18 protein-coding genes and 2 pseudogenes are annotated in these 26,415 nt (G+C 43.7%); 12 read left to right on the forward strand and 8 right to left on the reverse strand.

What is annotated here, in order from left to right; translation table 11 throughout:
* Positions 1–1,214 precede the first annotated feature (1,214 nt).
* A complete protein-coding gene (locus V7L01_RS07640; protein WP_335033412.1) occupies positions 1,215–1,418 on the forward strand; it encodes a hypothetical protein in 204 nt (67 codons plus the stop codon).
* Between the two features lie 473 nt (positions 1,419–1,891).
* On the opposite strand, the pseudogene V7L01_RS07645 reads toward V7L01_RS07640, so the two are convergent.
* The 3 genes and pseudogenes from V7L01_RS07645 to hisD all read right to left on the reverse strand — a co-directional run bounded on the left by V7L01_RS07645 (position 1,892) and on the right by hisD (position 4,982).
* Positions 1,892–2,479 (reverse strand): annotated as a pseudogene (locus tag V7L01_RS07645) (Uma2 family endonuclease).
* A 19-nt stretch (positions 2,480–2,498) separates the two neighbouring features.
* A complete protein-coding gene (locus tag V7L01_RS07650) occupies positions 2,499–2,924 on the reverse strand; it encodes a universal stress protein (RefSeq protein WP_335033414.1) in 426 nt (141 codons plus the stop codon).
* A 756-nt stretch (positions 2,925–3,680) separates the two neighbouring features.
* The gene (hisD, locus tag V7L01_RS07655; RefSeq protein ID WP_335033415.1) at positions 3,681–4,982 is read right to left on the reverse strand and encodes a histidinol dehydrogenase; all 1,302 of its coding nucleotides are present in this window, start codon (positions 4,980–4,982) and stop codon (positions 3,681–3,683) included.
* A 736-nt stretch (positions 4,983–5,718) separates the two neighbouring features.
* Between hisD and rpsT the strand changes: the two genes are divergently transcribed.
* From rpsT to V7L01_RS07690, 7 genes are all read left to right on the forward strand, one after another.
* Positions 5,719–6,018 carry a 30S ribosomal protein S20 gene (rpsT, locus tag V7L01_RS07660; RefSeq protein ID WP_335033417.1) on the forward strand — a complete coding sequence of 100 codons (300 nt, stop codon included), beginning with the start codon at positions 5,719–5,721 and terminating at the stop codon, positions 6,016–6,018.
* 223 nt (positions 6,019–6,241) lie between these two features.
* Positions 6,242–6,400, forward strand: coding sequence for a hypothetical protein (locus tag V7L01_RS07665; RefSeq protein ID WP_335033419.1), 159 nt, complete (start codon positions 6,242–6,244; stop codon positions 6,398–6,400).
* Positions 6,401–6,492: 92 nt separating this feature from the next.
* Positions 6,493–7,278, forward strand: a complete 786-nt coding sequence (locus V7L01_RS07670; protein WP_335033436.1) for a TatD family hydrolase — start codon at positions 6,493–6,495, stop codon at positions 7,276–7,278.
* Positions 7,279–8,023: 745 nt separating this feature from the next.
* Complete coding sequence (gene rpoB, locus V7L01_RS07675) at positions 8,024–11,323, forward strand: DNA-directed RNA polymerase subunit beta (protein WP_335033421.1); 3,300 nt, start codon at positions 8,024–8,026, stop codon at positions 11,321–11,323.
* Between the two features lie 137 nt (positions 11,324–11,460).
* Positions 11,461–13,338, forward strand: coding sequence for a DNA-directed RNA polymerase subunit gamma (locus V7L01_RS07680; RefSeq protein ID WP_335033423.1), 1,878 nt, complete (start codon positions 11,461–11,463; stop codon positions 13,336–13,338).
* 120 nt (positions 13,339–13,458) lie between these two features.
* Positions 13,459–17,508 carry a DNA-directed RNA polymerase subunit beta'' gene (locus V7L01_RS07685; protein ID WP_335033425.1) on the forward strand — a complete coding sequence of 1,350 codons (4,050 nt, stop codon included), beginning with the start codon at positions 13,459–13,461 and terminating at the stop codon, positions 17,506–17,508.
* 667 nt (positions 17,509–18,175) lie between these two features.
* Positions 18,176–19,504 (forward strand): hypothetical protein, encoded by a 1,329-nt coding sequence (locus V7L01_RS07690; RefSeq protein WP_335033426.1) that lies wholly within the window; start codon positions 18,176–18,178, stop codon positions 19,502–19,504.
* Between the two features lie 145 nt (positions 19,505–19,649).
* Here the strand turns inward: V7L01_RS07690 and V7L01_RS07695 are convergent, their stop codons facing one another.
* From V7L01_RS07695 to V7L01_RS35395, 3 genes and pseudogenes are all read right to left on the reverse strand, one after another.
* Positions 19,650–20,087, reverse strand: a complete 438-nt coding sequence (locus V7L01_RS07695; RefSeq protein WP_335033428.1) for a response regulator — start codon at positions 20,085–20,087, stop codon at positions 19,650–19,652.
* 330 nt (positions 20,088–20,417) lie between these two features.
* Positions 20,418–21,782 carry a DUF3370 domain-containing protein gene (locus tag V7L01_RS07700; protein ID WP_335033438.1) on the reverse strand — a complete coding sequence of 455 codons (1,365 nt, stop codon included), beginning with the start codon at positions 21,780–21,782 and terminating at the stop codon, positions 20,418–20,420.
* Between the two features lie 31 nt (positions 21,783–21,813).
* Positions 21,814–22,359, reverse strand: a pseudogene (locus tag V7L01_RS35395) (peptidase C15).
* Positions 22,360–22,417: 58 nt separating this feature from the next.
* On the opposite strand from V7L01_RS35395, the gene hisH reads away from it, so the two are divergent.
* The gene (gene hisH / locus V7L01_RS07705) at positions 22,418–23,053 is read left to right on the forward strand and encodes an imidazole glycerol phosphate synthase subunit HisH (protein ID WP_335033430.1); all 636 of its coding nucleotides are present in this window, start codon (positions 22,418–22,420) and stop codon (positions 23,051–23,053) included.
* A gap of 84 nt (positions 23,054–23,137) precedes the next feature.
* Positions 23,138–23,683, forward strand: coding sequence for a 16S rRNA (guanine(966)-N(2))-methyltransferase RsmD (rsmD, locus tag V7L01_RS07710; RefSeq protein WP_335033431.1), 546 nt, complete (start codon positions 23,138–23,140; stop codon positions 23,681–23,683).
* Positions 23,684–23,761: 78 nt separating this feature from the next.
* Here rsmD and petG read toward each other — a convergent pair whose 3' ends face one another.
* Complete coding sequence (gene petG / locus V7L01_RS07715) at positions 23,762–23,875, reverse strand: cytochrome b6-f complex subunit V (RefSeq protein WP_063721252.1); 114 nt, start codon at positions 23,873–23,875, stop codon at positions 23,762–23,764.
* A gap of 209 nt (positions 23,876–24,084) precedes the next feature.
* On the opposite strand from petG, the gene V7L01_RS07720 reads away from it, so the two are divergent.
* Complete coding sequence (locus V7L01_RS07720) at positions 24,085–24,459, forward strand: c-type cytochrome (protein WP_099100046.1); 375 nt, start codon at positions 24,085–24,087, stop codon at positions 24,457–24,459.
* A 686-nt stretch (positions 24,460–25,145) separates the two neighbouring features.
* Positions 25,146–25,940 carry a peptidylprolyl isomerase gene (locus tag V7L01_RS07725; protein WP_335033433.1) on the forward strand — a complete coding sequence of 265 codons (795 nt, stop codon included), beginning with the start codon at positions 25,146–25,148 and terminating at the stop codon, positions 25,938–25,940.
* Between the two features lie 128 nt (positions 25,941–26,068).
* On the opposite strand, the gene V7L01_RS07730 is transcribed toward V7L01_RS07725, so the two are convergent.
* A complete protein-coding gene (locus V7L01_RS07730) occupies positions 26,069–26,302 on the reverse strand; it encodes a hypothetical protein (RefSeq protein WP_335033442.1) in 234 nt (77 codons plus the stop codon).
* Positions 26,303–26,415: the final 113 nt, after the last annotated feature.

A 26,415-nucleotide genomic window follows, 5' to 3' on the forward strand; every position in this document is an offset into this window, starting at 1 on the left:
TGTTGCCTTTCTACGCAAAGACTTTCATAAATCAAATCGGATTGCCATATATATTAGACCTGCCTTGAAAATAGGGAGTAGGGAGTAGGCTTGCCGTGAGCGTAGTCGAACGGGAGTGGGGAGTAGGGACAAAAAATTTTCATTGTTCCTTGTGAGTGCAACTCATGGAGTCTCTTGCAAAAAAGTTTTCTGATAAGGTAGGGGGTTGACTAAATCAAAGAGAAATTGACGCTTTGTGAAATTCGTAGTTGTAAATCCCAGCACTTACCGTGACAGCGCAATCCAAAACGTTTGCGGCGATTGCGGTAGCGCTGACTCAAAATCCGAAAAAGTTATTATATCCATCACAGCCGTAATTTTGTAAGAGGTCTATTAAGTATGTAAATATAGCAATCCGATTTGATTCTTGAATTACTCGTAGAGACTGGGGACTAGGGACTGGGGACTGGGGACTCTTAAGAAAGAATAAAGGTGTACTGAGTTTTTTTCAAAAATCAAATATGAGTCCTATATCAAGGTTATATACAGCTAGATATAAATAGCAACTAACAGATGTTAGTACAAACACCAAATCTTTATAATTTTATCTAAAATTTTATTTTTTCTTTATTTATTTACAAGATATTTGTTGTATTTAAGGCAAAAATTTTTCAAATTAATAAATATTTCAGCGAAGTTAAACGTTTATATATTAAAAAAAATTATACCTATTAAATTAAAGTGTATAAAATTTTATCATAAATAAATATTTTTACATAAAAATACTTACTCAAAAATGCAGAATCCAGTTTTGAGTTTTATAAATTTATTTAAGTATAAATTGTATAAAAACGTTGTTTGCTTTGCCTGATTATATCTTTAATTCTGCCCAAGTTCATTATTATATCAGTATTAATACTGAATAAGCTTAAGTTATCTATTTTTTGACAAAATTAAGCTTTTAGAGCGCCGTACTTATATTGATGACTGCAATTTTTTGATTTATACGAACTTATTTTTAATTAAATTTGTATAAATTATGAGCTATATGATATCTGTGCTAAAAAAGTATAATACACATATCTTTAACTATTAGTTGATTGATCTTTTGAACTAAAGCCGTATAATACTTTCAGAGCCAACAAAAGAGTAACTAAATATACTATTTATATGTATATCTATTACTCAGGAGTTGACTTAACTTTAATCCCAACAATCAAGTGAGAACTAAGAATATGCAAAGCACACTTTTTACCGAACTAAGCGCTAATGAAGAAGCCAACCTATCTGGTGGTGGTTTCTTCGACGTTTTGGTCAATAAATCTTTTAATAAGCAAACTGCCAATGGCGGCAAAGCGTTTACCGGCAAGCAAAGTAACTTTGGTTTTGGCAATGCTAATAATAATAGCGCAGATGGTGGAACCAACGTTATACAGTAGTAACGCTGTGAGGTTCAGTAGAAGGGAAATAATAAACGTAAAGACACGATGTACCGCGTCTTTACCGGGATAAAAGTTCACGGGTCAAATCATTTAACCTGCGTCAACAGGGTAAATTGTTTTATCATGTGGCTTAATTGCTAATCGACTCAAGAATAAGAGCGATTTGCTGTTTCTTCACCGCGTTTATTCTAACATACGTTTATTGCTACCCATCTACTTTTCTTCAAGAAAGTTAACAGATTAGATTGACTGTTGTTTCATAGCCACAGTCAATCTGTTTCTGTAGCGTTTTTTTCAGAAAATACTGCCGATCTTTGAGTAGTCGAGTAGGAAATAAGCGCTAGTATATGCAGGGTTTTATCCCTGCAATTTTTTTGAGTTTTCTCACAATGTTACTGAAAATTGTACGGTAAAATTAAATACTAAGTTATTACACAACGTAGGGAAGAAGATTGTGGAGCAAATTAGTCTTAATTTTCGGCTGTTAACACTTGCTCTACTGTTAATTCTAACTCTGGAAAAGTTTGAGATTGAATGCATTGAGTACCAAAAAACTCTACTGGTTCGTATAATTCTTCAATCAATGTGAAAACAGTCACTTTATTCGTTAATAGATCGACAATCCAATACTCTGGAATATTTAAAACGTTATACTCAACTCGCTTGGCTCGATAATCTACAATCTTTGTTGACTCACTGACGACTTCCACCACTAACAACGGGGGTGGTTCGTTGAGTTCAATAACTGCCTCTCGGTTTCTCAACTCTCGCTATTGAGGCAATGAAATCACAACTACATCTGGAATCCTTGATGTGTCCCATCTGCCAGCACGGGGGGAACGAACACCGATAACCATTTGTTTAGAAGTCCAATCCAACTTTACCCGGAGAATTTCTGCTCGGAAAGAAACATTGATAAATTCTGTTACCGCACCATGTTGCCCACTTCCTAGGCTTATGGGAATTAGTTCTCCATTAACTAATTCGTAGCGGGTATCAGTGCCATCTTCATATTTCAGATATTCTTCAAAGGTTAGCTTTGGGGTGGTTATAGTCATTGGTTACTGATGCGAATTTTTACCTTGGTTTGACGACTAACACTGAACAATTAGCCTCTTCCACAACTTGACTGCTAACAGAACCCTGAACAATTCGCTTCATCCCCATCAACCCCCGGCTGCCAATTATAATCAAGTCAGTTTTGTAAATATTGGCAAGGCGAATAATTTCTTCAGCAGGATCGCCAGTTACCAGTTCTAACTCACTTGTGATTGATAAGTTTTCCTGATAAGATTGCAGCTGTTTTTCAATCTGAAAATAAGAAAATGTTGGCGACTCTGGCTGAGGACGATCGGCAGGTAGTTCCATTTCTGACTCTGGCGTAAGAAACACATGACAAAGAATAACCTTGGCATCTTTTGACAACGCCAAATTATCTAAAGTCTGAATTACTCGTTCTGAAATTTCTGAACCGTCCAGAGCTACCAAAATATTGTTTAGCACCGCTCTCGTCTCCTAAAGAGTAGACCCCTTACATAAGTATGTAGCAAAACTTGTTGGCAGCTACACTAAATTATTTTTCCATCTGCCTACTTACTTTATATATTCGAGACTGTGCCATAGATCGCTACGCTTGGGTTAGCGCCAAAAACCTTAAACTGCGTAGGTTGGGTTGAGGAACGTAGACCCGTTCGCGGAGCGTCTCCAAGAGTTGGGGCTTCCCGCAGGGTAACCCAACATTTTCGGGGCTTTGTTGGGTTGCCCTTTGCTTAACCCAACCTACAATCTTTTTTAACTGAATCTTATTGTGCGATAGATCGGTTTCACCACACTTTGACGTTAGTAAGTTGTAGCAACTGGCGTAGAGAACATTTTTGCCAGTTCTTTGGGGAGAGTTACCCTCCTCCAAACTGCTCGCGGGCTGACTACACAGGTAACTCCTTCCTTAATAAGCCAGTGGATTAGGCGGGCAATGCCCAGTAGATGCCAACCAAAAAAGCTTAAAGCAACGTGAGTTCACCGAATGATACCTCTCCCTACCTTGAACTAAAGTTCAAAACCAGGGAGAGGTCTTTTAATTCAGCTAATTAGACAGACACTATAATCAGCCGTCGAATTCACGTTAAAGCAGGGTAGCAACTAGAGTGCTTAGACACAGACCTAGAGCGGCTTGTCTTCAGACATCACCATCCAAACTTTTAGTCTGAACTTATCGAGTGACTTTTGCCAGCAGCATAGGAAAAAATTAACCATTCCAAATTACTCTTCTTGCTGAATTCGGCGGCGGACTGAATCAGCATGGGAAGGTAAACCCTCTGCTGTCGCTAGCACATCAATGGCACCAGCCACATTTTGCAGTGCAGTTTGAGAGTATTGAATAATACTGGAGTGTTTGAGGAAAGTTTCAACCCCTAATGCCGAAGCATAGCGGGCAGCACCAGAAGTTGGCAAGGTATGGTTAGGGCCTGCCAAATAGTCTCCTACAGCTTCTGGTGTTGAGTAACCCAAAAAGATTGCCCCAGCGTGGCGAATCTGTGGTAAGAGTGCCCAAGGGTCTTTGATTTCTAATTCCAAATGTTCGGGGGCAAATTCATTTGAGAGTTCTGCTGCTGCTTGGAGCGATTCCACAAGGACAATCAAGCCGTAGTGAGCGATCGCTTTTTCTGTATCTATTCGCCGTGGGTGATCGACTAGCTGTCTTTCCAAGGCTACTTGCACGTTTTTTGCCAAAGCAGCATCTGTCGTCAGCAAAATTGCTGCCGCCATTGGATCGTGTTCGGCTTGGGCTAGCAAGTCAGCAGCTACATGCACCGGATTTGCCGTTTCATCGGCAATCACCAGCACTTCGCTAGGGCCTGCCAAAGAATCAATGCCAACGGTGCCATAGACAAGTTTTTTCGCTAGGGTGACATAAATGTTACCAGGCCCAGTAATCACATCCACTTTCGGAATGGTTTCTGTGCCATAGGCTAAAGCGGCGATCGCTTGTGCGCCCCCAATGCGATAAATTTCTTGTACTCCTGCTTCTTGGGCAGCTACCAAGACTGCTGGATTAATTACACCCCCTGGCCCTGGTGGTGTCACCATCACCACGTGGGGTACAGCAGCAACATGAGCGGGAATTGCATTCATCAGCACAGTGCTGGGATAGGCGGCACGGCCACCAGGAACATACAACCCCGCTCGGTCTACGGGAGTGTAGCGTTTGCCCAGTACTACTTCATCGTCACCAAAGTGTACCCAGCTTTTCGGTACTCGCTGACGATGAAACGCTTCAATTTGGCGGCAAGCTAGCCGAACTGCGCCCAACAACTCTTTTGACACCTGCTGATAGGCTGCATCTAGTTCAGAGCCTGTAACTCGGAGTTCTTCTGCTTTCAGGCTTTGTTTGTCAAATTCGGCTGTGTAATGCAATACAGCTTTGTCGCCTTGGCGCTTCACTGCTTGCAAAACTTCCCGCACCGTTGCCTCTTTGTGAAGCACCTGTTCGTCATGGGTGCGATCGCAGATCCGTTGTAGTTCTGCTCTAACGTCTGCCTGCTGAGTAATGATTCGCAGCATGGAGTAAGGACAATGCCAAAATTATAATATTCCCACCTGAGATTTAGTATTGCTCTTGACCAACTAGGGTGTAGAAGCTGACTCTAATTCTCTTCTCTAGCTTAACCTGGATTTTTTTGATACTCTCAAGGCTGCTACCACATGGTTTGCTTGAGAAGCCAACTTAATTGCTCAGTCCGACAAGCCTCGACAGGCTAGCCGCAGGAAGTGGGCGTGCTATTTACCACTACCCTTATGCCCTGACCCTCACTCCTTGCTCTAGTGCAGGTAGTGTCTTTGTACATCCAGTCCTCCGAATTTACAGGGGGTAGGGTCTGAGTATAATTTTTACTTATTTTCCTAACTTTTACTAGTTAACATGTGTATAGACACAACATATCGGTTTTATACTTTGAAACCCCTGATATTTAACTGTTTACAGTTCCTTGCCTTTGACAATATATCCGTTTTAGGGACAGATTATATTGGCAATCACATTGCTTAACCAAGTGATGAGTTAGGGTTACTATTTTATTTTGATGTACTTTATTTTAACGCATTTCCTAAATTGATGACATACCAAATTCTACCATTAGGCATAGGGAGCAATGACTAGGGACTAAATTCTTCCTCAATCTCCAGTACCCAATCGCCAATGAGAGAAATTTTTTAGGAAATTATAACATTGGCAATTTGGATGCTATATTAGTAAGTCTAGTAGTGTGTGTACATATTAATAGTATTTTTGGAATTGACTGTGGCGAATACAAAGTCTGCTCTCAAGCGTGCCGAAATCGCAGAACGTAACCGACTGCGTAATAAAGCTTACAAATCAGCAGTCAAGACGCTGATGAAGAAATACTTTAATGCTGTAGCTGTCTATGCAGCTAATCCTACCCCAGAATTAAAACAAGAAGCACAGTCTCGCTTATCCGAGGCTTACGGCAAAATCGATAAAGCGATCAAACGGGGTGTTCTTCACCCCAACAATGGGGCAAGGAAAAAGTCGAGATTGGCTCATAAACTAAAACCCATAACTCAAGCAGTTGCTGAATAGTCATTGGTGAGTCAGTGCCCTCTTCTGGCTCCCTGAGCCACTTGCTACGAACTTTCCCAAAGTTGTAGCAATTGGTGTTGAAGGCTTTAAGCTGCGCTAAAGCCTTCTCTACGAGAGGCAACGCCTTTGGCATAGCAACTCTTAGAGATGTTACCCGTAGCTTGCTTAAGAGCAGGGGTACGCTTAGAGCGAGTCCGCCAATGTTTGGGAAGCCAAAGCAGTCTTGAAGGTTTCCACACCACTTGCTCTATGTGTCTTAACCCGTCCACCGCAGTCGCTCCCCATGAGCGACGGATGTAGTCTTTGCCAAATTAGAACAAGTGGCGGGCATGGTTTCACTCTTGATTATGATGGCGATCGCCAAGCTTATACCTTGGCCTAGCTTTTCCCACTGGAGAAGGTTTCACGGAGGGGTCATTTGTCCTTAGTCGCGATCGGGGCTAATAATTTATGACTAATGACAAAGGACAAAGAATGCAACTGATAGACACGCACGTTCATCTCAACTTTGATAGTTTCCAGCCGGATTTAGCAACAGTGCGATCGCGGTGGCAAGAAGCAGGAGTAGTACGTTTAGTACATTCCTGTGTTCACCCAGAGGAGTTTTCCAGAATTCAATCCATAGCGCACGAGTTTCCCGAAATCAGCTTTGCCGTAGGATTACATCCTTTAGATGCTGATAAATGGGATCGCCAGACAGCGGAGAAAATCAAAACTTTAGCGAGTTCTGACTCTCATGTGGTAGCAATTGGGGAAATGGGGCTGGATTTTTACAAAGCTGATAACTATGAGCATCAGCTGATGGTGTTTGAGTCGCAGTTAGCGATCGCATCTGAACTCAACTTACCAGTAATTATCCATTGCCGCGACGCTGCTGTGGCAACCAGAGAAGTGTTGCAAAAATGGCGGGAACTCAAAGGAGAAAGAGTGCGGGGCGTCATGCATTGCTGGGGAGGAACGCCAGAAGAAACTCAATGGTTTCTCGATTTAGGCTTCTACATCAGCTTTAGCGGGACGGTAACGTTCAAAAACGCCAAAGCGATCCAATCCTCGGCAGCGATGGTAAATAGCGATCGCCTACTGATTGAAACAGACTGCCCATTTCTCGCTCCAGTTCCAAAACGAGGCGAGAGACGCAACGAGCCTGCCTACGTACTTTATGTAGCCGAGCAAGTAGCTAAACTGCGTCAGGAAACGGTAGAGGCGATCGCCCATCAAACCACCCAGAATGCCTGTGAATTATTTGGCCTGTCAATATAAAGTGTGCAATAATTCTCTTTTATTCCGTTGTGCTAAAAAAAATAAAACTCTAGAGAGGGAAAATATGGTAATATTATTCCCTCAAAACCATTTTGCTTGCGCCATAATGATAAAGGAAGGAACCTAAAATTTCTGAGCCTAATTTTCCGTACTGTTATCGGCTTGGCCATCCTCCAAATCTCTACAAGCGGATGCTCTCCACACATGACTAACTGTGCCAATCCAAGTTGAGCAGATTGCACAACATAGGCTTGGTGTGTATCGAACCTATTCAAAATCGTTAAACGAAATTGCCTTGTGAGTACAATCCAGCAAAATGAAGTGATTCTGATTCAAAGCCGACAAGGTGCGGATCGTTCCCTCAGTCTTAGGATATCTAGGATATCACTGAGAGTATAAATAGCCGGGTGAATTTAAGACACACCGTCTAGAGCTGCGTCAGCAAATTAACGCGCTTTTTGGAGGGGAAATGAAGAAAGTAGATAAAACTCAGGAATATCTCAACTGTATATTCTTCTTAAATCGAGACTATAGTGGGTTTTTGGCGTCTGAGTCCCCGATTTTGGGCGATTACCCCCTTGTCCATATTGTTCATTCCAGCTTTAATGGCTGCGTTTGCCCACACCTGTAAATAGCAAGTGTGTAAGAAGAAGTTCCCAAACAGCTAAGGACACTAGCTAGCAGTGGGAAGCGTCAAACAGCAGTGTCCAAGGGAAAATTTTACCAGGTTGACAAAGGAAGAGGCATGACTAAAGAAACATACATGGAACCCGCCTTTCTGTTGCCCGACTTGATTGAAATCCAGCGTTCGAGCTTTCGCTGGTTTTTGGAAGAAGGGCTGATAGAAGAACTTAACTCCTTTAGTCCTATTACAGATTATACGGGCAAATTAGAACTGCACTTTTTGGGTCATAACTACAAACTCAAGGAGCCAAAGTACAGCGTCGAAGAAGCCAAACGGCGGGATAGTACTTATGCCGTCCAAATGTATGTTCCCACACGGTTGATTAATAAGGAAACCGGGGAAATCAAAGAGCAAGAGGTATTCATTGGCGATTTGCCTTTGATGACCGATCGCGGCACGTTTATTATTAACGGAGCCGAGCGGGTAATTGTCAACCAAATCGTGCGATCGCCAGGCGTTTATTACAAATCAGAAATCGACAAAAACGGGCGACGTACTTATTCAGCTAGCTTAATTCCTAACCGGGGAGCATGGCTGAAATTTGAAACAGACCGTAACGATTTGGTGTGGGTACGTATCGACAAAACCCGCAAACTCTCAGCGCAGGTACTTCTAAAAGCTTTAGGGTTATCAGACAACGAAATATTTGACGCCTTACGCCACCCTGAATATTTCCAAAAAACCATCGAAAAAGAAGGGCAATTCTCTGAAGAAGAAGCCCTGATGGAGTTATATCGGAAACTGCGTCCTGGTGAACCACCCACAGTATTAGGTGGACAACAACTCCTAGATTCTCGTTTCTTTGACCCGAAACGTTATGACCTTGGTCGCGTTGGACGGTACAAACTCAACAAGAAATTGCGCCTTTCTGTCCCAGACACAATGCGCGTGTTGACTGCTGGCGATATCTTGGCAGCCGTAGATTACCTGATCAACCTAGAATATGACATTGGTAATATCGATGACATTGACCACTTAGGCAATCGTCGGGTGAGAAGCGTCGGTGAATTGCTGCAAAACCAAGTGCGGGTAGGCTTAAACCGCTTAGAGAGAATTATTCGAGAACGGATGACCGTATCCGATGCGGAAGTGCTAACCCCTGCTTCTTTGGTGAACCCCAAACCATTGGTAGCAGCAATTAAAGAATTCTTTGGTTCGAGCCAATTGAGTCAGTTCATGGATCAAACCAATCCTCTAGCAGAACTGACCCACAAACGCCGTCTAAGTGCCCTTGGCCCAGGTGGTTTAACCCGCGAACGCGCTGGGTTTGCCGTGCGGGATATTCACCCTAGTCACTATGGACGCATTTGCCCCATTGAGACACCTGAAGGCCCCAACGCCGGATTGATTGGCTCCTTAGCAACCCATGCGCGGGTTAACCTGTACGGCTTCCTCGAAACACCATTTAGACCTGTAGAAAATGGGCGAGTCAGATTTGATCTGCCTCCAGCCTACATGACAGCCGATGAAGAAGACGATCTACGGGTTGCTCCGGGAGATATTCCTGTAGATGAAACCGGGCACATTATTGGGCCACTAGTGCCAGTCCGTTATCGCCAAGAATTTTCCACCACAACACCAGAACAGGTGGACTACGTAGCAGTATCTCCCGTACAGATTGTGTCGGTAGCAACCAGCATGATTCCCTTCTTGGAGCATGATGACGCTAACCGAGCGCTGATGGGATCGAACATGCAACGGCAAGCAGTACCCCTGCTCAAGCCAGAACGTCCTTTGGTGGGTACTGGTTTGGAAGCCCAAGGAGCAAGAGACTCCGGGATGGTGGTTGTATCGCGTACCGATGGCGATGTTACTTATGTGGATGCTACAGAAATTCGCGTCCGCCCTAAAGCTAATACCCCAGAAATTAAGTACACCCTTTCCAAGTACCAACGTTCCAACCAAGACACCTGTTTAAATCAGAAACCTCTCGTCCGCATTGGCGAACGGGTTGTTGCTGGTCAGGTATTGGCTGATGGTTCCTCCACCGAAGGCGGTGAATTGGCGCTAGGACAAAATATCGTCGTTGCCTATATGCCTTGGGAAGGCTACAACTACGAAGACGCGATTTTAATCTCTGAAAGACTGGTGCAGGATGATGTCTACACCTCAATTCACATTGAAAAATATGAAATTGAAGCTAGACAAACCAAACTGGGCCCAGAAGAAATCACCAGAGAAATTCCCAACGTCGGGGAAGATGCCTTGCGTCAGTTGGATGAACAGGGAATCATTCGCATTGGGGCATGGGTAGAAGCTGGTGATATCTTGGTAGGAAAAGTCACACCCAAGGGTGAATCTGACCAACCGCCAGAAGAAAAACTGTTACGTGCCATCTTTGGTGAGAAAGCACGGGATGTGCGAGACAATTCTCTGCGAGTACCAAACGGTGAAAAAGGTCGCGTAGTTGATGTGCGCCTGTTTACTCGCGAACAAGGCGATGAACTGCCACCAGGAGCCAATATGGTAGTCCGGGTGTATGTCGCTCAAAAACGCAAAATCCAAGTTGGGGACAAAATGGCAGGACGCCACGGTAATAAAGGGATTATTTCTCGGATATTACCGGCGGAAGATATGCCTTATTTGCCCGATGGTTCACCAGTGGACATTGTACTTAACCCCTTGGGTGTACCTAGCCGGATGAACGTCGGACAAGTATTTGAGTGCCTCTTGGGTTGGGCTGGTCAAACCTTGGGAGTGCGATTTAAGATTACTCCCTTTGATGAAATGTACGGTGAAGAGACATCCCGCCGAATCGTGCATGGCAAATTGCAAGAAGCACGAGACGAAACAGGGAAAGACTGGGTATATAACCCAGATAACCCAGGCAAAATCATGGTGTATGACGGTCGTACAGGCGAACCCTTTGACCGAGCAATTACCATCGGTGTGGCTTATATGCTGAAACTGGTGCATTTGGTGGATGATAAGATCCACGCCCGTTCTACAGGCCCATACTCACTGGTGACTCAGCAACCCTTGGGTGGTAAAGCACAACAAGGTGGTCAACGGTTTGGAGAAATGGAAGTGTGGGCATTGGAAGCCTTTGGTGCAGCTTACACCTTACAGGAATTGCTCACAGTTAAATCTGACGATATGCAAGGACGGAATGAAGCGTTAAATGCGATCGTTAAAGGTAAGGCAATTCCTCGACCTGGAACCCCAGAATCCTTTAAGGTGCTAATGCGCGAGTTGCAATCATTGGGGTTAGACATTGCCGTACACAAGGTAGAAACCCAAGCAGACGGCAGTTCCCTAGATGTGGAAGTCGATTTGATGGCAGACCAATCAGCCCGTCGCACACCTCCTCGACCAACATACGAATCTCTTTCCCGCGAATCGTTGGAAGATGACGAATAAGGAGTACTGAGTGCTGAGTGCTGAGTGCTGAGTATTAAAAAACTCAGTAATTGGCATTTAGCACTTGGATATCTCTTAATTCAAACCTTAAAACTAAATATACTCAAAACTCATAACTCGAAACTCAGCACTTAAGTATGAGACCTGCCCAAACTAATCAGTTTGACTACGTAAAAATCGGCTTGGCTTCCCCTGAACGGATTCGGCAGTGGGGCGAGAGAACATTGCCCAATGGCCAAGTAGTCGGTGAAGTTACCAAGCCAGAAACGATTAATTATCGAACTCTCAAGCCAGAAATGGATGGCTTGTTTTGTGAGCGCATCTTTGGCCCTGCGAAAGATTGGGAATGCCATTGTGGCAAGTATAAAAGAGTTCGTCATAGAGGTATTGTTTGTGAGCGTTGTGGGGTAGAAGTCACCGAGTCACGGGTGCGTCGTCACCGCATGGGCTATATTAAACTCGCCGCACCAGTAGCTCACGTCTGGTATCTCAAGGGTATTCCTAGCTATATTTCCATCCTGTTGGATATGCCCTTGCGGGATGTCGAGCAGATTGTCTATTTCAACTCTTATGTTGTCCTGAGTGCTGGTAATGCCGAAACTTTAACTTACAAACAACTACTGAGTGAAGACCAGTGGTTGGAAATAGAAGACCAAATTTATAGCGAAGATTCTGTCCTGCAAGGCGTAGAGGTAGGTATTGGGGCTGAAGCGCTATTGCGTTTGCTTGCCGATATTAATTTGGAACAAGAAGCGGAAAGCTTACGCGAAGAAATTGGCAATGCCAAAGGACAAAAGAGAGCCAAGCTAATTAAGAGACTGCGGGTAATTGACAACTTCATCGCCACTGGTTCAAAACCAGAGTGGATGGTAATGGCAGTTATTCCCGTGATTCCTCCCGACTTGCGCCCAATGGTGCAACTAGATGGCGGACGGTTTGCCACTAGCGATTTGAATGATTTGTATCGGCGGGTAATTAACCGCAACAATCGTTTGGCACGCTTGCAAGAAATTTTGGCACCAGAGATTATTGTGCGGAACGAAAAGCGGATGCTGCAAGAAGCAGTGGATGCTTTGATTGACAATGGTCGTCGGGGACGCACTGTGGTAGGGGCAAATAACCGACCCCTAAAATCTTTGTCCGACATTATCGAGGGTAAGCAAGGACGTTTCCGACAAAACTTGTTAGGTAAACGAGTTGACTACTCTGGACGTTCTGTAATTGTGGTCGGGCCAAAGCTGAAAATTCACCAGTGCGGTTTGCCTAGAGAAATGGCAATTGAGCTATTTCAACCATTTGTGATTAACCGCCTGATTCGTAGCGGCATGGTAAATAACATCAAAGCTGCGAAAAAGCTGATATCCCGCAACGATCCCAGTGTTTGGGATGTGCTGGAAGAGGTGATTGAAGGACACCCTGTAATGCTAAATCGGGCACCAACGTTGCACCGTTTGGGTATTCAGTCTTTTGAACCGATTTTGGTAGAAGGTAGAGCGATTCAACTTCATCCTCTGGTGTGTCCAGCGTTTAACGCCGACTTTGACGGCGACCAAATGGCGGTACACGTTCCTCTATCGTTAGAAAGTCAGGCTGAAGCGCGGTTGTTGATGTTGGCTTCTAACAATATTTTGTCCCCAGCCACGGGTAGACCGATCATCACGCCTAGCCAAGATATGGTGTTGGGAGCCTATTATTTAACAGCAGAAAATCCCGGTGCGACAAAAGGAGCAGGAAATTACTTTTCTTCGCTAGAGGATGTAATTATGGCTTTCCAGCAAGATCAAATTGACTTGCACGCCTATATCTATGTGCGGTTTGACGGTGAAATAGAATCAGACCAACCGGATACAGAACCCGTGAAGGTGACGGAAAACGAGGATGGTACCCGCACATTACTCTATAAGTTCCGTCGAGTCAGACAAGACGCTAAAGGCAATGTACTTTCACAGTATATATACACAACTCCTGGTCGCGTTATTTACAACAATGCCATTCAGGAAGCACTAGCAAGTTAATTCGTAATTTCTAAATCGTAATTCGTAATTAATTCTTCAATTGCGAATTACGTAGCTTGTTTCTCGCTAAAGGCGAGTATTACGAATTATTAATTATTGATGACTCAGGACTAATGACTAATGACTAACGAAAAAATGATTTTTCGCAATCGGGTGGTTGATAAGGGTCAACTGAGAAATTTAATTTCTTGGGCCTTTACGCATTATGGTACGGCGCGAACCGCAGTGATGGCGGACAAACTGAAAGATTTAGGATTTCGCTACGCTACCAAAGCAGGGGTTTCCATCAGTGTAGACGACTTGATGATACCACCAACTAAGCGATTGCTCTTAGAAGCAGCCGAGGAAGAAATTCGCGCTACTGAAACCCGTTATCAACGGGGAGAAATTACTGAAGTAGAACGCTTCCAAAAGGTAATCGATACTTGGAACGGTACTAGTGAAGCCTTGAAAGATGAAGTAGTCGTCCACTTCAAGAAGACTAATCCCCTAAATTCCGTATACATGATGGCATTCTCCGGGGCACGGGGTAACATCTCTCAAGTCCGGCAGTTGGTGGGGATGCGAGGACTAATGGCAGATCCTCAAGGGGAAATTATCGATTTACCCATCAAGACCAACTTCCGTGAAGGACTCACTGTAACGGAATACATTATTTCGTCTTACGGTGCCAGAAAAGGATTGGTGGATACTGCCCTACGGACGGCTGACTCTGGTTATCTCACCCGGCGTTTGGTGGACGTATCTCAGGATGTAATTATTCGGGAATTTGACTGCGGTACCACGAGAGGAATTCCCATTCGACCAATGACAGAAGGTGCTAAAACCTTGATCCCTCTAGGAAACCGCTTGATGGGACGGGTAATTGGCGAAGATGTGCTGCATCCGGTGACAAAAGAAGTAATTGCACCACGCAATACCCCAGTTTCTGAGGACTTGGCGAAAAAAATCGACAAATCTGGGGTGGCAGAAGTTGTGCTGCGGAGTCCCCTAACTTGTGAAGCTGCACGTTCTGTCTGTCAACACTGCTACGGCTGGAGTTTAGCCCACGCCAAAATGGTGGACTTGGGCGAAGCTGTGGGGATTATTGCCGCCCAAAGTATCGGCGAACCTGGTACTCAGTTAACCATGCGGACATTCCACACAGGTGGGGTGTTTACCGGAGAAGTGGCACAACAAGTTCGTTCTAAAATCGATGGAACTGTCAAACTTCCCCGCAAACTGAAGACTAGAACATATCGTACCCGCCACGGGGAAGATGCCCTCTATGTTGAGGCTAATGGCATCATGCTTTTGGAGCCAACAAAAGTAGGTGATGTTACCCCAGAAAACCAAGAGGTTCATCTTACTCAAGGTTCAACACTATATGTATTTGATGGAAATAAGGTAAAACAAGGTCAGTTGTTGGCAGAGGTTGCCCTCGGCGGACGCACAACCCGGACTAATACAGAAAAAGCAGTTAAAGATGTAGCCTCTGACTTAGCAGGGGAAGTGCAATTTGCCGAAGTTGTTCCAGAACAAAAAACTGACCGTCAAGGTAATACCACAACTACAGCCGCACGGGGTGGTTTGATTTGGATTTTGTCTGGCGAAGTTTACAACTTGCCGCCTGGTGCAGAATTGGTAGTAAAAAATGGTGATGCGATCGCCTCTAACGGAGTTTTAGCAGAAACCAAGTTAGCCAGTTTGCACGGCGGTGTGGTGCGCTTGCCGGAAGCTACCCCAGGTAAGAGTACCAGGGAAATTGAAATTATCACTGCTTCTGTGGTCTTAGACCAGGCAACGGTGACAGTCCAAAGTTCCCAAGGGCGGAATAATTACTTAGTCTCCACTGGCAATAACCAGGTATTTAACCTCCGGGCGACACCAGGCACAAAAGTGCAAAATGGTCAAGTAGTAGCCGAGTTAATTGATGACCGCTATCGCACAACCACTGGTGGATTCCTGAAATTCGCGGGTGTAGAAGTCCAGAAAAAAGGTAAAGCCAAGCTGGGTTATGAAGTCGTGCAAGGCGGTACTCTTTTATGGATTCCCGAAGAAAGCCACGAAGTTAATAAAGATATCTCCTTGCTGTTGGTAGAAGACGGACAGTTTGTAGAAGCTGGCACTGAAGTAGTAAAAGATATCTTCTGCCAAAACAGTGGTGTGATAGAAGTTACCCAGAAAAACGACATCCTGCGGGAAGTGGTGGTTAAGCCAGGGGAACTGCTGATGGTGGACGATCCAGAATCAGTCATCGGGCGAGATAACACCTTCATCCAACCAGGCGAGGAATTCCAAGGGAATGTCGCCACAGAATTGCGCTATATCCAGTATGTGGAGACACCAGAAGGGCCCGCCCTGTTGAGTCGTCCAGTAGTTGAATTTGCCGTACCCGATAATCCAGATGTGCCATCAACTACATCGGTGAGCCAACAAACCGGGCGATCGATTCAGTTACGGGCTGTGCAGCGACTACCTTACAAAGATTCAGAACGCGTCAAATCTGTTGAAGGTGTGGAACTACTGCGAACCCAGCTAGTGCTAGAAATTGAGCAAGAAGGGGAACAAGACCACAATGCTTCGCCTCTAGCAGCAGATATTGAATTGGTACAGGATACTGAAGACCCAGAAGTTCAACGTTTGCAACTGGTGATTTTGGAATCCTTGGTAATCCGTCGAGACATTACCGCCGACGCCACCCAAGGTAGCACTCAGACAACACTTGAGGTACACGATGGGCTAACCATTGCTCCCGGTTCTGTAGTCGCACGAACCCAAATCTTGTGTAAAGAAGGCGGGGAAGTGCGGGGCGTCCAGAAAGGAACCGAAAACGTGCGTCGCTGTTTGGTGTTGCGTGACGTTGACAGGCTCACCATTAATACTAGTACTCAGCCCAAGGTGAAAGTGGGTGACTTGCTAGTAGAAGGTACAGAAGTTGCTCCTGGAGTTTTTGCCCCAGAATCAGGGCAAGTAGTGGATATAAAAAGTGCCACTGCTGCATCTGGTGGGGAATCAGCTCTGAGTACTAAAAACTACGTTATTACTACCCGCATCGGTCGCCCCTATCGAGTCAGCCCTGGTGCTGTGTTGCAGATAGAAGACGGCGATTTGGTACAACGGGGTGATAACTTGGTGTTGTTGGTGTTTGAACGCGCCAAAACCGGAGATATCATTCAAGGTCTGCCTCGGATTGAGGAACTACTTGAAGCTCGTAAACCAAAAGAAGCGTGCATTTTATGTCGCCGGGCGGGTGAAGTTAAGGTAGTTTACGCTGAGAGTGGTGATGAAGCGATCGCGATCAAGGTCGTAGAATCAAATGGCGTGGTCACTGATTATCCTCTAGGCCCAGGACAAAATTTGATTGTGCCAGATGGAGCGACTGTATTAGCAGGGCAACCGTTGACGGATGGGCCATCCAACCCGCACGAAATTTTGGAAATCTTCTTTAGCCTGGGTTCCGAAGACGGAATCTATGCTTGTGCTAGCCATGCTTTGCAGAAGGTACAATCATTCTTGGTGAATGAAGTGCAAATGGTGTATCAATCTCAAGGGATTGATATTTCCGATAAGCACATTGAAGTGATTGTTCGCCAAATGACCAACAAAGTCAGGATTGATGACGGTGGTGACACCACCATGCTTCCTGGTGAATTGGTAGAACTGCGCCAAGTTGAGCAGGTAAATGAAGCTATGGCGATTACAGGCGGTGCGAGGGCACAGTATACCCCAGTATTGTTGGGGATCACCAAAGCATCGTTGAACACCGACAGCTTTATTTCCGCCGCGTCCTTCCAAGAGACAACACGGGTACTTACCGAAGCAGCTATTGAAGGCAAATCCGATTGGCTGCGCGGATTAAAAGAAAACGTGATTATCGGACGATTGATTCCGGCTGGTACTGGGTACAATACCTATGATGAACCCGGTGCGATCGATGATTATGCTGCTGAGATTAGCAGTAGTGTCTTAGATGAAGTTGACGATCCCCTGGATATGGTCTTAGATGACCGCACAGCTCGCAATTATAATTTAGATTCTCCTACTCTTGGGGAATCTGGTTTTGGTAGCAGACGTGCAGAAAGGTCAGTCCTAGAGGACGAAGATGAATTAATCGCCGATGAAGTAGCAGATGACGACGATTACGAGGAAGAAGAGGAAGAAGAGGAAGATGATTTCGATGAAGAGTAGAGACTGGAAATTTCGCGTCTCTATTAAAAGGTAAAAGGTAATATCAAGTCTGCTCAATTACCGATAAGGAAATTACCCCAGCCCTTGCCAAGGGGAGGGGTAACCTAACCGGACATAAGACTAAAAAGGCAAAAGAAATGTTCTTTTGCCTTTTTATTTTGCTTTCCAGAAATATATGACCTACTTATACCAATTCAATTAATGATTGCAACACATCCTTGGGTAAAGACGCGATGAATAGCGTCTCTACAAATGGTCTATTTGTCGCATTCTTTTTTCAAATTGGTATTACTAAGCTGTTCCACATTTAAATTGCATAACTAGGGCGGGCAAGATGCCCATCCCACAAGAGTTTGATTTAATCTGATTATGCAATTTAGATGTTTTTTAGCTTATTACAGCAGGCGTGTAAATCCACCTACCATATCAGAGACTTCCAAATAAAAAATATCCCATCGCTTTTATGGCAGAGAGCAGGGGGAAGAAAAGTCGTTTTGATTAACGGCTGTACGCTAGTCTATAATTACCTTATGTGATATATAGCTAGTTTAAAAGAAGCTAACGCCTAAATTCGCTAAGTTTGCATCTCCATAAATCTAGCTATTGCTAGATGCCATAATTCTCTCAAGAGCTATAATCTACATCTGTTGCACCGAGAGATTAACTTGTGGATGTCATATTAGAACGATCGCACGAATTAAAACAAGCCTTAGTTGATTTTGTCCTTGATGCTGAAGGCGAACTGGCACAAGCACTGGAAACTTATGCAGCAGCACAGCTGCGCCGTGGGAGTGGGGATAGTACACAGCAGGACTTAATTATCGATAGCTTTCTGACAACGGGGAAAGTTGGTGAGAAGTCACCATTAGAGTTATTTATTGAAAGCTATCCAGATTTAGAAGAAAGCGATCGCAACCTGCTCGACAGCTGGCATCGTAGTTTTATTGGTTTATTTGCCATTACCAACATCTTCCCTGATGGCTTTGAATTGACGAACTGGTTGACAGATAAACGCTACATCGTCAAGCCAAATAATACTCAAACATTACAGGCGATATCTCGATTAAAAATAGGAGAAATTTTGCTAACTCGCATTTCTCCTGTTACCGAAAACTATTGGATGTTTTCTGGCCCCTACACAATAATGGGGAAATTAGGTAAACCAAAACTTGCTGTGGCAATTGGTAATTTTAAAGAAAACTATAAAAATAATCTTTACAGCGATGCTCCAGACTTGCTAGAAGAAGCTTGGCAGTCAGTAGGACAATATCATCAGCAGTTTGTGGACTTTTTTGGCACTGACGAAATCACACTATCTGGATACCAGCTTAATAAAAAAATAGCGGAATTTCAAGAGGTAATTACTGAAAAAAACCTCGCAGCGGCAGGAATTGATACTTCTAAATCCCTGGTCGAAGTAGCAGAAGCTGCTGGCATCACAGATGAGGAAATCAAAGCAGCAGCACAAGAATTTGGCGCTGATTCAAACGCAGTTTCTCAAATATTTAACAGCAAAAGCGCCAATAGAAAAATGGTCATGCCAAAGGTTGATTTACCTGCTGACCTCAAGAAAGCAGAACAAGTAACGGCTCTTTCTCATCCTCGTTGGGGACAAATATTCTTACCAACGTATAGTAAGATACAAGCAATTTTATCAGCAGAGGATTGGCAAAGTATTGAAGGGGCTGAAAAATTAATTCGGTATTACCTCGAAGATAAAAGTATTAACGCCTTTATCTGGCATCGGTTAGCGCAACAATATCCAACTCAGTTAGAAAAAGTGTTACAGAAATATCTGCAACGTCCAGAGTTTCGTCTTGAGAGTGACTTAGACGCACTTTTACAAGAATTCAACAAACCGATTGAGCCAGAGTTACCAGAAATTGCTAGCGTCCCTATACATCTACACAACTTATTTCAAGAAGCTTTAGGAGAAGTTAACAAATCCAAACCCAAGAGCAAGGGGCAAAAAAAGCCAGCAAAGGGTTTTCAATAAAGTTAACCAATCTATCATCTCATCCTATCTACTTAAGGTTTGGTTACCAAAGTAGAGCCATTTGTAGGAGCGTACAGCTAGCTGTACGTTCCATCGCCTATTGGATATCAGTGCCAAAAACGAGATGAAGATTGAATATTTATATCTAAAGATCGGTATATAGCAAGCGAACAATTTCACCTACGATTTCATCTGGACTCTCAAGCTTGACTAGAAATCGATTAAAGCCAGCATTCAAAGCCTTATAACTTGAGACCTCGCGTGTATAAGAAGTGATGGCGATCGCGGGTAACTGTCTTAGGGATGAGCAAGAATGCACTCGAATTTGCTCAATTAACCAATTTCCATCACGATCGGGCAATTTAACATTGCACAGCAGAATATCCGGATGAAGCGATTCTATCAAGTCAAGGGCTGCTTCTGCATCGGTTAAAGCGATCACCTCTGCACCTGCTGCTTCCAAAATGAAGGTGAGCAAATCTGCAATATCTGGCTCATCCTCTACCAGTAAAATTAGGGTTCCAGCAAGCTGCTGGATCGAATTTAACTCAGTTTCGTGATTGATTTTTTGCTCGGTTGCCATGCCGTCCCTTTATTGCCTGCTATAGTGTAGTATTTCTATTGCAACGCATGGAGCGGAATAAGTATTCACCCTAAATACACAAATGTGGGGTGAAAAGCACTTTTATACAATTAAATTTCTTAACATTTTCTCTAATATTTTTAAGTTTTGGTGATGGCGTTTTTGTAGTAAGCTGACGCGCATCTAAACTTGATAATTTAGTGTCTGAAGCCGTTTCCAGCCTTAGATTGCCCTGTAAAACTAGATGACGAACAGCTTATTCACAAAGTTGACTAATATTTTTGGTAATAGGTAATTGGAGAAAAGCTATTACCCATTACCTATAACTCATTACCGAGGTTCAGCTAGAGTTGAAACTGTTAATACTTGAGGTGGTGTAGCATCCGGGGGATAGAGAAAGTCAACTTCGACTAAAGAGCGATCGCCTGGTTTCATATTTAATAAAACTAACGCTTCCCCTGGCTGACCTCTCTTTTGTACTAAATGCACAAACTGAGTTTGTGGCTGACCTTGCTCATCTTTATAACGTACCCGCACTGTCCCTCGGAAGAATACTTGAGGAGCGGGTGTACTCAAAAAGCGTAACCCCGGTTTTCCCAACCGATCCTCTTTGAGTGGCGTTTGCATGGAAAAACTAACAGTTTGAGGTCTTTGAGTATTGTTATATAGGGGCAACTTGAGACTATATTGAACTCCGTAGTTGCCGTGAGCGCGATATGCGGTGTCAGGATAACGCACCAGCATGGGCGCACTTTGAATTTGACCAGTTCCTAAGGTACCGCCATGCAGGGTGCTCAGAGCGTAGGAAAACACTTGACCAGGCTGGGGAATAGTTAGATAGTTTTTTTTGGGATTATCTACTAATAAGGCTCTCCATTGAGAACCACCAGCTACTCCAGCTACACGCCCATAAACTATAGGCTTACCAGTTTCCTCAAGGGGAGTAGGAGCTTTATCTCGTGGCCCAGCCAAATCGCCATTATCTAGTAAATTTTGCCATTCTTCTAAAGTAGGCGATCGCTCACTATCAGAATTCACCCGTGCAAACATAGCTAGGCTAGCTGCATAGACAGTGCCATTACTTTGCAGTCTGATTAATGTAGACCGACCATTCAGGGGTGGTGTGAGTCCCTGTACAGGGATTGGTAAATTTAGTAACATTCGACTTTGCCCTGCTGGAATCTCAATTTGGGCAGGGAAAATCTCTTGTCGCTGTCCCCTGAGCACATCAGACATAACGCGATCGCCTGGCCCCGCAAAAACTTTACCTAAAAGATTTTGGCTAAAGGATGGTAACTGAATAAATGGTGCATCCGGTTGACTCAAATAACTTGCCGCCTGCCAAATATTCACCTTCACTGGTTCCGAACCAGGGTTATGCAAAATTATCCCTAGATACAGCGAACGCAAATTCTCTGCTGGTTCAGCCCTAGCAATGTGATGGGCAAAAATATCAAATCTCCCTCGAAAGGGAAAATTCAAATGCGCCGTTGGCACTTTTTTTCCATCTGGTGGAAAAGTCGAGAGTAAAATTCCTTCCTTCAAAACCAGTTCTGGACTATTGCTGTTAAAAGTTGGCACTCTATCCAACTTACCTGGTAAAGGTCGTACTTCTTGTGCTTGTACGACTTCTTCAGATGGTGGTGTGGTAGGAGTTAATTGAGCAATTGGAAAAATTAGTAACAATGGCAACATATACTTAGACATTTCTTCCACCATACAGACACTAACAACTTGATGAAAGTGCCAGTTTGTTAATAATTAATACGAAACCTGCAAGAATCCCCATAAAATTTTCTTGATTGAGAATCGGAACATGGGCAAACATACAACGTGATGTGAGTTGGTTATGGCTTAAGTAATCGAACACTCAATAGTAAAGTAAAGACCCTCTAGTGCGTCCGCTAGGCTAACACAGACAAATTTACCGCAGTCGTGGCTAATCTTAGTTGCCGCTGCTCCCGCCACTAATTTTTCCAAATCAACTTTTGTCTGCAAAACAATTTTTCCAAGCTAGCACCTGTTTCCACACTTAATTGTGTACCGCTTGCAGCCATGCTTCAACAGATGATGTAATCAGGTTGGATTGCATTGATTTTTTCCATTAGCCGAATGCTGGCAAATTCCACATCTACGGATAAGTGGCGTAAAAAACTAAGTTATGTGGTATCAACTCAAGTTTGGTAAGTTCAAGTAATAAATCATCAGAAGAATTTGATTGTCGATCCTTTAGCCAAATATCAAAATAAGTTAATAGAATTCTTTTCTTCATAACAAATATTATTTAGAATAGAAAAACCCTCCACAATAAATTTACAAGGAGCAGGTAAATGCCAGTTATTGCGGTCGTAGACTACGAGATGGGAAATTTGCACTCAGTCTGCAAAGGCTTGGAAAAAGCTGGGGCAACTCCTAATGTTACTTATTCTCCAAAGGAATTAGACCAAGCAGATGCAATAGTCTTACCAGGAGTGGGAGCATTTGATCCAGCAGTGCAACACCTGCGAGCGCGTGGTTTGGAACAACCTATAAAAGAAGCGATCGCATCTGGTAAACCTTTCTTAGGAATTTGTTTAGGATTGCAAATTCTCTTTGAATCAAGTGCAGAAGGTACTCAACCAGGACTAGGAATTATCAAAGGAAAAGTGCGGCGGTTTCGTCCAGAACCTGACATCACTATTCCTCACATGGGTTGGAATCAACTGGAAGTGACTCAACCAAAAAGTATTTTGTGGGAGCATTTACCATCCGATCCTTGGGTGTATTTTGTCCATTCCTACTATGTCGATCCAATAGAAGAGCAAATCCGTGCAGCAACCATCACCCACGGTACTCAAACCGTCACAGCTGCGATCGCCCATGAAAACCTGATGGCAGTCCAATTTCACCCCGAAAAATCCTCTAATATTGGATTGCAAATCTTGTCTAATTTCGTTGCTCAAGTCCGCGAAAAAATTCCTGCCTAATACTATTTTTGTCATTTGTTCTTTGTCCTTTGTCTAAAAATAACGATCGATGACTAATGATTAATAACCAATGACTAATAACTAATGAGCCTGAGAATTTACGGCAATCGCCAGCTAAAAACTTTACCAGGAAATGAAACTAGACCCACCAGTGGGCGGGTAAGAGAGGCAGTGTTTAATATTTGGCAGGGAGAAATTGCAGGTTGTCGCTGGCTAGATTTGTGCGCCGGAACTGGTTCAATGGGCGCAGAGGCTTTGTGTAGAGGAGCCAGCCTAGTAGTGGGAATTGAACAATCGAGCCGAGCCTGTGCCACCATTCAACAAAATTGGCAGCAAGTAGCTAATGCCGATCAAGAACTTTGGGTATTGCGGGGGGATATTACGCAGCAGTTAAAGACTTTATCAGGCAGGCAATTTGACAGAATCTACTTCGATCCACCTTATGCCAGTGGATTGTACCAGCCAGTTTTAGAAGCGATCGCTCACTATCAACTTTTAGATCCTAGCGGCGAAATAGCAGTTGAACACGCCTCACAAGGCTGGACACCACCAGAGATTCCCGCTTGGGAAATTTGTCGCGAGAAAGTTTACAGCAACACATCACTTACTTTCTACACAACTGTGGAATGAGAAAAGCGGGGGAAGCAGCGGAAGCAGGAGGAGAAAGAAATCTGACTTCTGCCTCCTGCCTCAGCACTCAGGACTTTCTCATCCCCCCAACTGATTGGGGCGCTTGTATTGCTTATAGGCAGCGTAAAACAGTCCGGCGAGGGTGACGAAAACTAGACCAAGGACAATACCTGATAGCAAGGGTTCAACCACTTTAAATCTCCTCTTTGTAATTATTAAATATTCGTTGCCTGTTTTTGATTTTACCAAATTTGGTATGAATCCTGCGCCCTACAGCCTTTTTAGAAGGCGACTGCCCAGAAAAAATAGTCTTCTGTGCTTGCAGACACAATCAAGAACTTTTAAGCTATGTGTAGGAAATGAAAACTTTTTAGCACACCTAGACTTTCACAGCAAACCTTTTGGATAACCAGATTACCAAACCTGAAATTTTGATTCAGCGGATCGTTTTATTGACGCTGGCTATACTGCTAGCAGTCCCTTTGGGCTTTTTTGGTGTTCAGTTGGTTCAAGCCTCCGATCCATACGTCAAGAGTGTTCTATCCTTAACAGGAAACCCAGTTCAAGGACACGCGATCTTTCAAATTAACTGTGCTGGTTGTCATGGCTTGGAAGCAGACGGGCGAGTAGGGCCTAGTTTGCAAGCTGTTTCAAAGCACAAGTCTCGGTATGGGCTGATTCACCAAGTGATCAGTGGCGAAACACCCCCAATGCCAAAATTCCAACCTAGTGCCCAAGAAATGGCGGATCTTTTGAACTATTTAGAGTCGTTATAGACGTTAGAATTTTTGGTTGGGGGATACAATAGATCCCTTATAGAAAAAGGCTGCACATCCAATGCTACCTTTTTCCATCTCTGATAACTTTTAATACACGTCAATAATTTGTAGATGTGCAAAGCAAGCGCGGCTTGTCACCACCAGAACATCTGCGGGACAAACCTTTAGAATAAAAAAAGCTAGAGTTAGAGTGAGTATTTCTGCTTAACTAAAAGCACCTTAATTAGGAGAAGTTTATCTCAAAGCACCCTAGCTCAGTCTGATAACTTCGTCTTCTATGTTGCAGTGGCAAGAACTGTCATTAGTCATTTTCCTTTGTCCTTGTCTTCGGATCTGGTCGTATTTACGTAGAATCTTTGTTAAAAGCTCATATAAACTGTATATTTTAAAGTATGTTATACCATTTCTTTGTGAGGCTTCGCCAAACCCTTTTAACTTCTTCTTTCTTTGCGGTAGCCTGCGGCAAGTCGCTTTGCATCTACGTTTTTCTTTCTTGTACTTAAATATGGTTTAGCGCATCTTCATACAGAAGAATTAGTATTAGCAAGTCAGTATTTAATTATTGCGAAAGTGAGGTTAGCGTACCTAACTCGGTAGGATTAAGACAAAAGCTCCCAGTGAGTCGGCTACGGTATAGCTTCTTTATTTAACACACTAGATATTCTTAAGATGCCCGAAAGCTAATGACTGAAGCGATCCAAATCGGTAATCGTACAATCACAGCTAGTGAACTGATTTCCTTACTGGCAAGTTACCAAATGCTGCCACAGTTGCAGCGCGAATTGATCGTTGATGAGGCGATAGAGCAAAATTCACGCTCCACGAAGGCAATAGAGTGTACACCTGAGGAAGTAGCCCAAGCTAAACAGCAGTTTTATGCTGAAAAACAGTTAAAAAATGAAGAAGACATCCAGGCTTGGATGGCACATCAAGGACTGACTCCTGGACAACTAGAAGTTATTACCACTCGTAAGCTGAAAATTGAAAAATTCAAACAAGCTACTTGGGGTAATAAACTGGAATCCTACTTTTTTCAATCCAAGGCAAAACTAGACAAAGTAATTTATTCTCTGCTGCGAACCCAAGATGTGGGAATTGCTCAAGAACTTTACTTTCGGATTCAGGCAAAAGAAAACTCTTTTGCTGACTTGGCACGGGAATACTCACTTGGGCCAGAGGCTCAAACTGGCGGTTTAGTAGGTCCGATTGAACTGAATGCACTGCATCCGGTAATGGTGCAAATGCTCTCTAGCAGTCAACCAGGTCAGATATTGCCCCCGACCCGCATCGCTGAATGGTTTGTGATCTTGCGGCTAGAAAAATTTATTCCAGCACAACTGGATGAATTTATGAAAGTGCGTCTGTTGAGTGAACTATTTGAAACCTGGCTACAAGAACAGCAAAAGCGAATCATGTCTGCACCACAAAAGGAGGGGGACACGGGGCGACAGGGAGAGGGCGATAAACCTTTAACCTAAGTACACATAACCCTAAAAAAGGTGTGGAAATCAGGCTGCGATCTCTTCGTCAGTTTGAGGCATATCATTGGAATATTGAATTTGGCACTTTGCGATAACTTTCACACATGCCTCTGATATGCCTTCTATTAGGTTTTTAAGTACATCCGGCATGAATCTCTAGACCAAAAGCTCGTTGTTATTACCAGACTTACCACTAATTGCACTGATAGCGATCGCTTGTGTTCCTCAACGACAGTGCGTATTATCGATCGTGCACTCGCCTGTTCGATCGCAGAAGTTGGAATTGTGTCAATTGCTTTAAGTACTTCACCACTTTGTATCTCACAAGACACTAAAGAGAAATCTTTAAGATGCACCACACTTTATTTCCATTCTATGGTTATAGGAATTTATTTGAATAGTAAAAATTCAGTAAAAACAAAAAGCCCCTAGCGATGATGTGAGCAAGGGGCTTTGAGTGATAATAAAACCT

It is taken from the genome of Nostoc sp. (assembly GCF_036917095.1).
Classification (GTDB): Bacteria; Cyanobacteriota; Cyanobacteriia; order Cyanobacteriales; family Nostocaceae; genus Nostoc.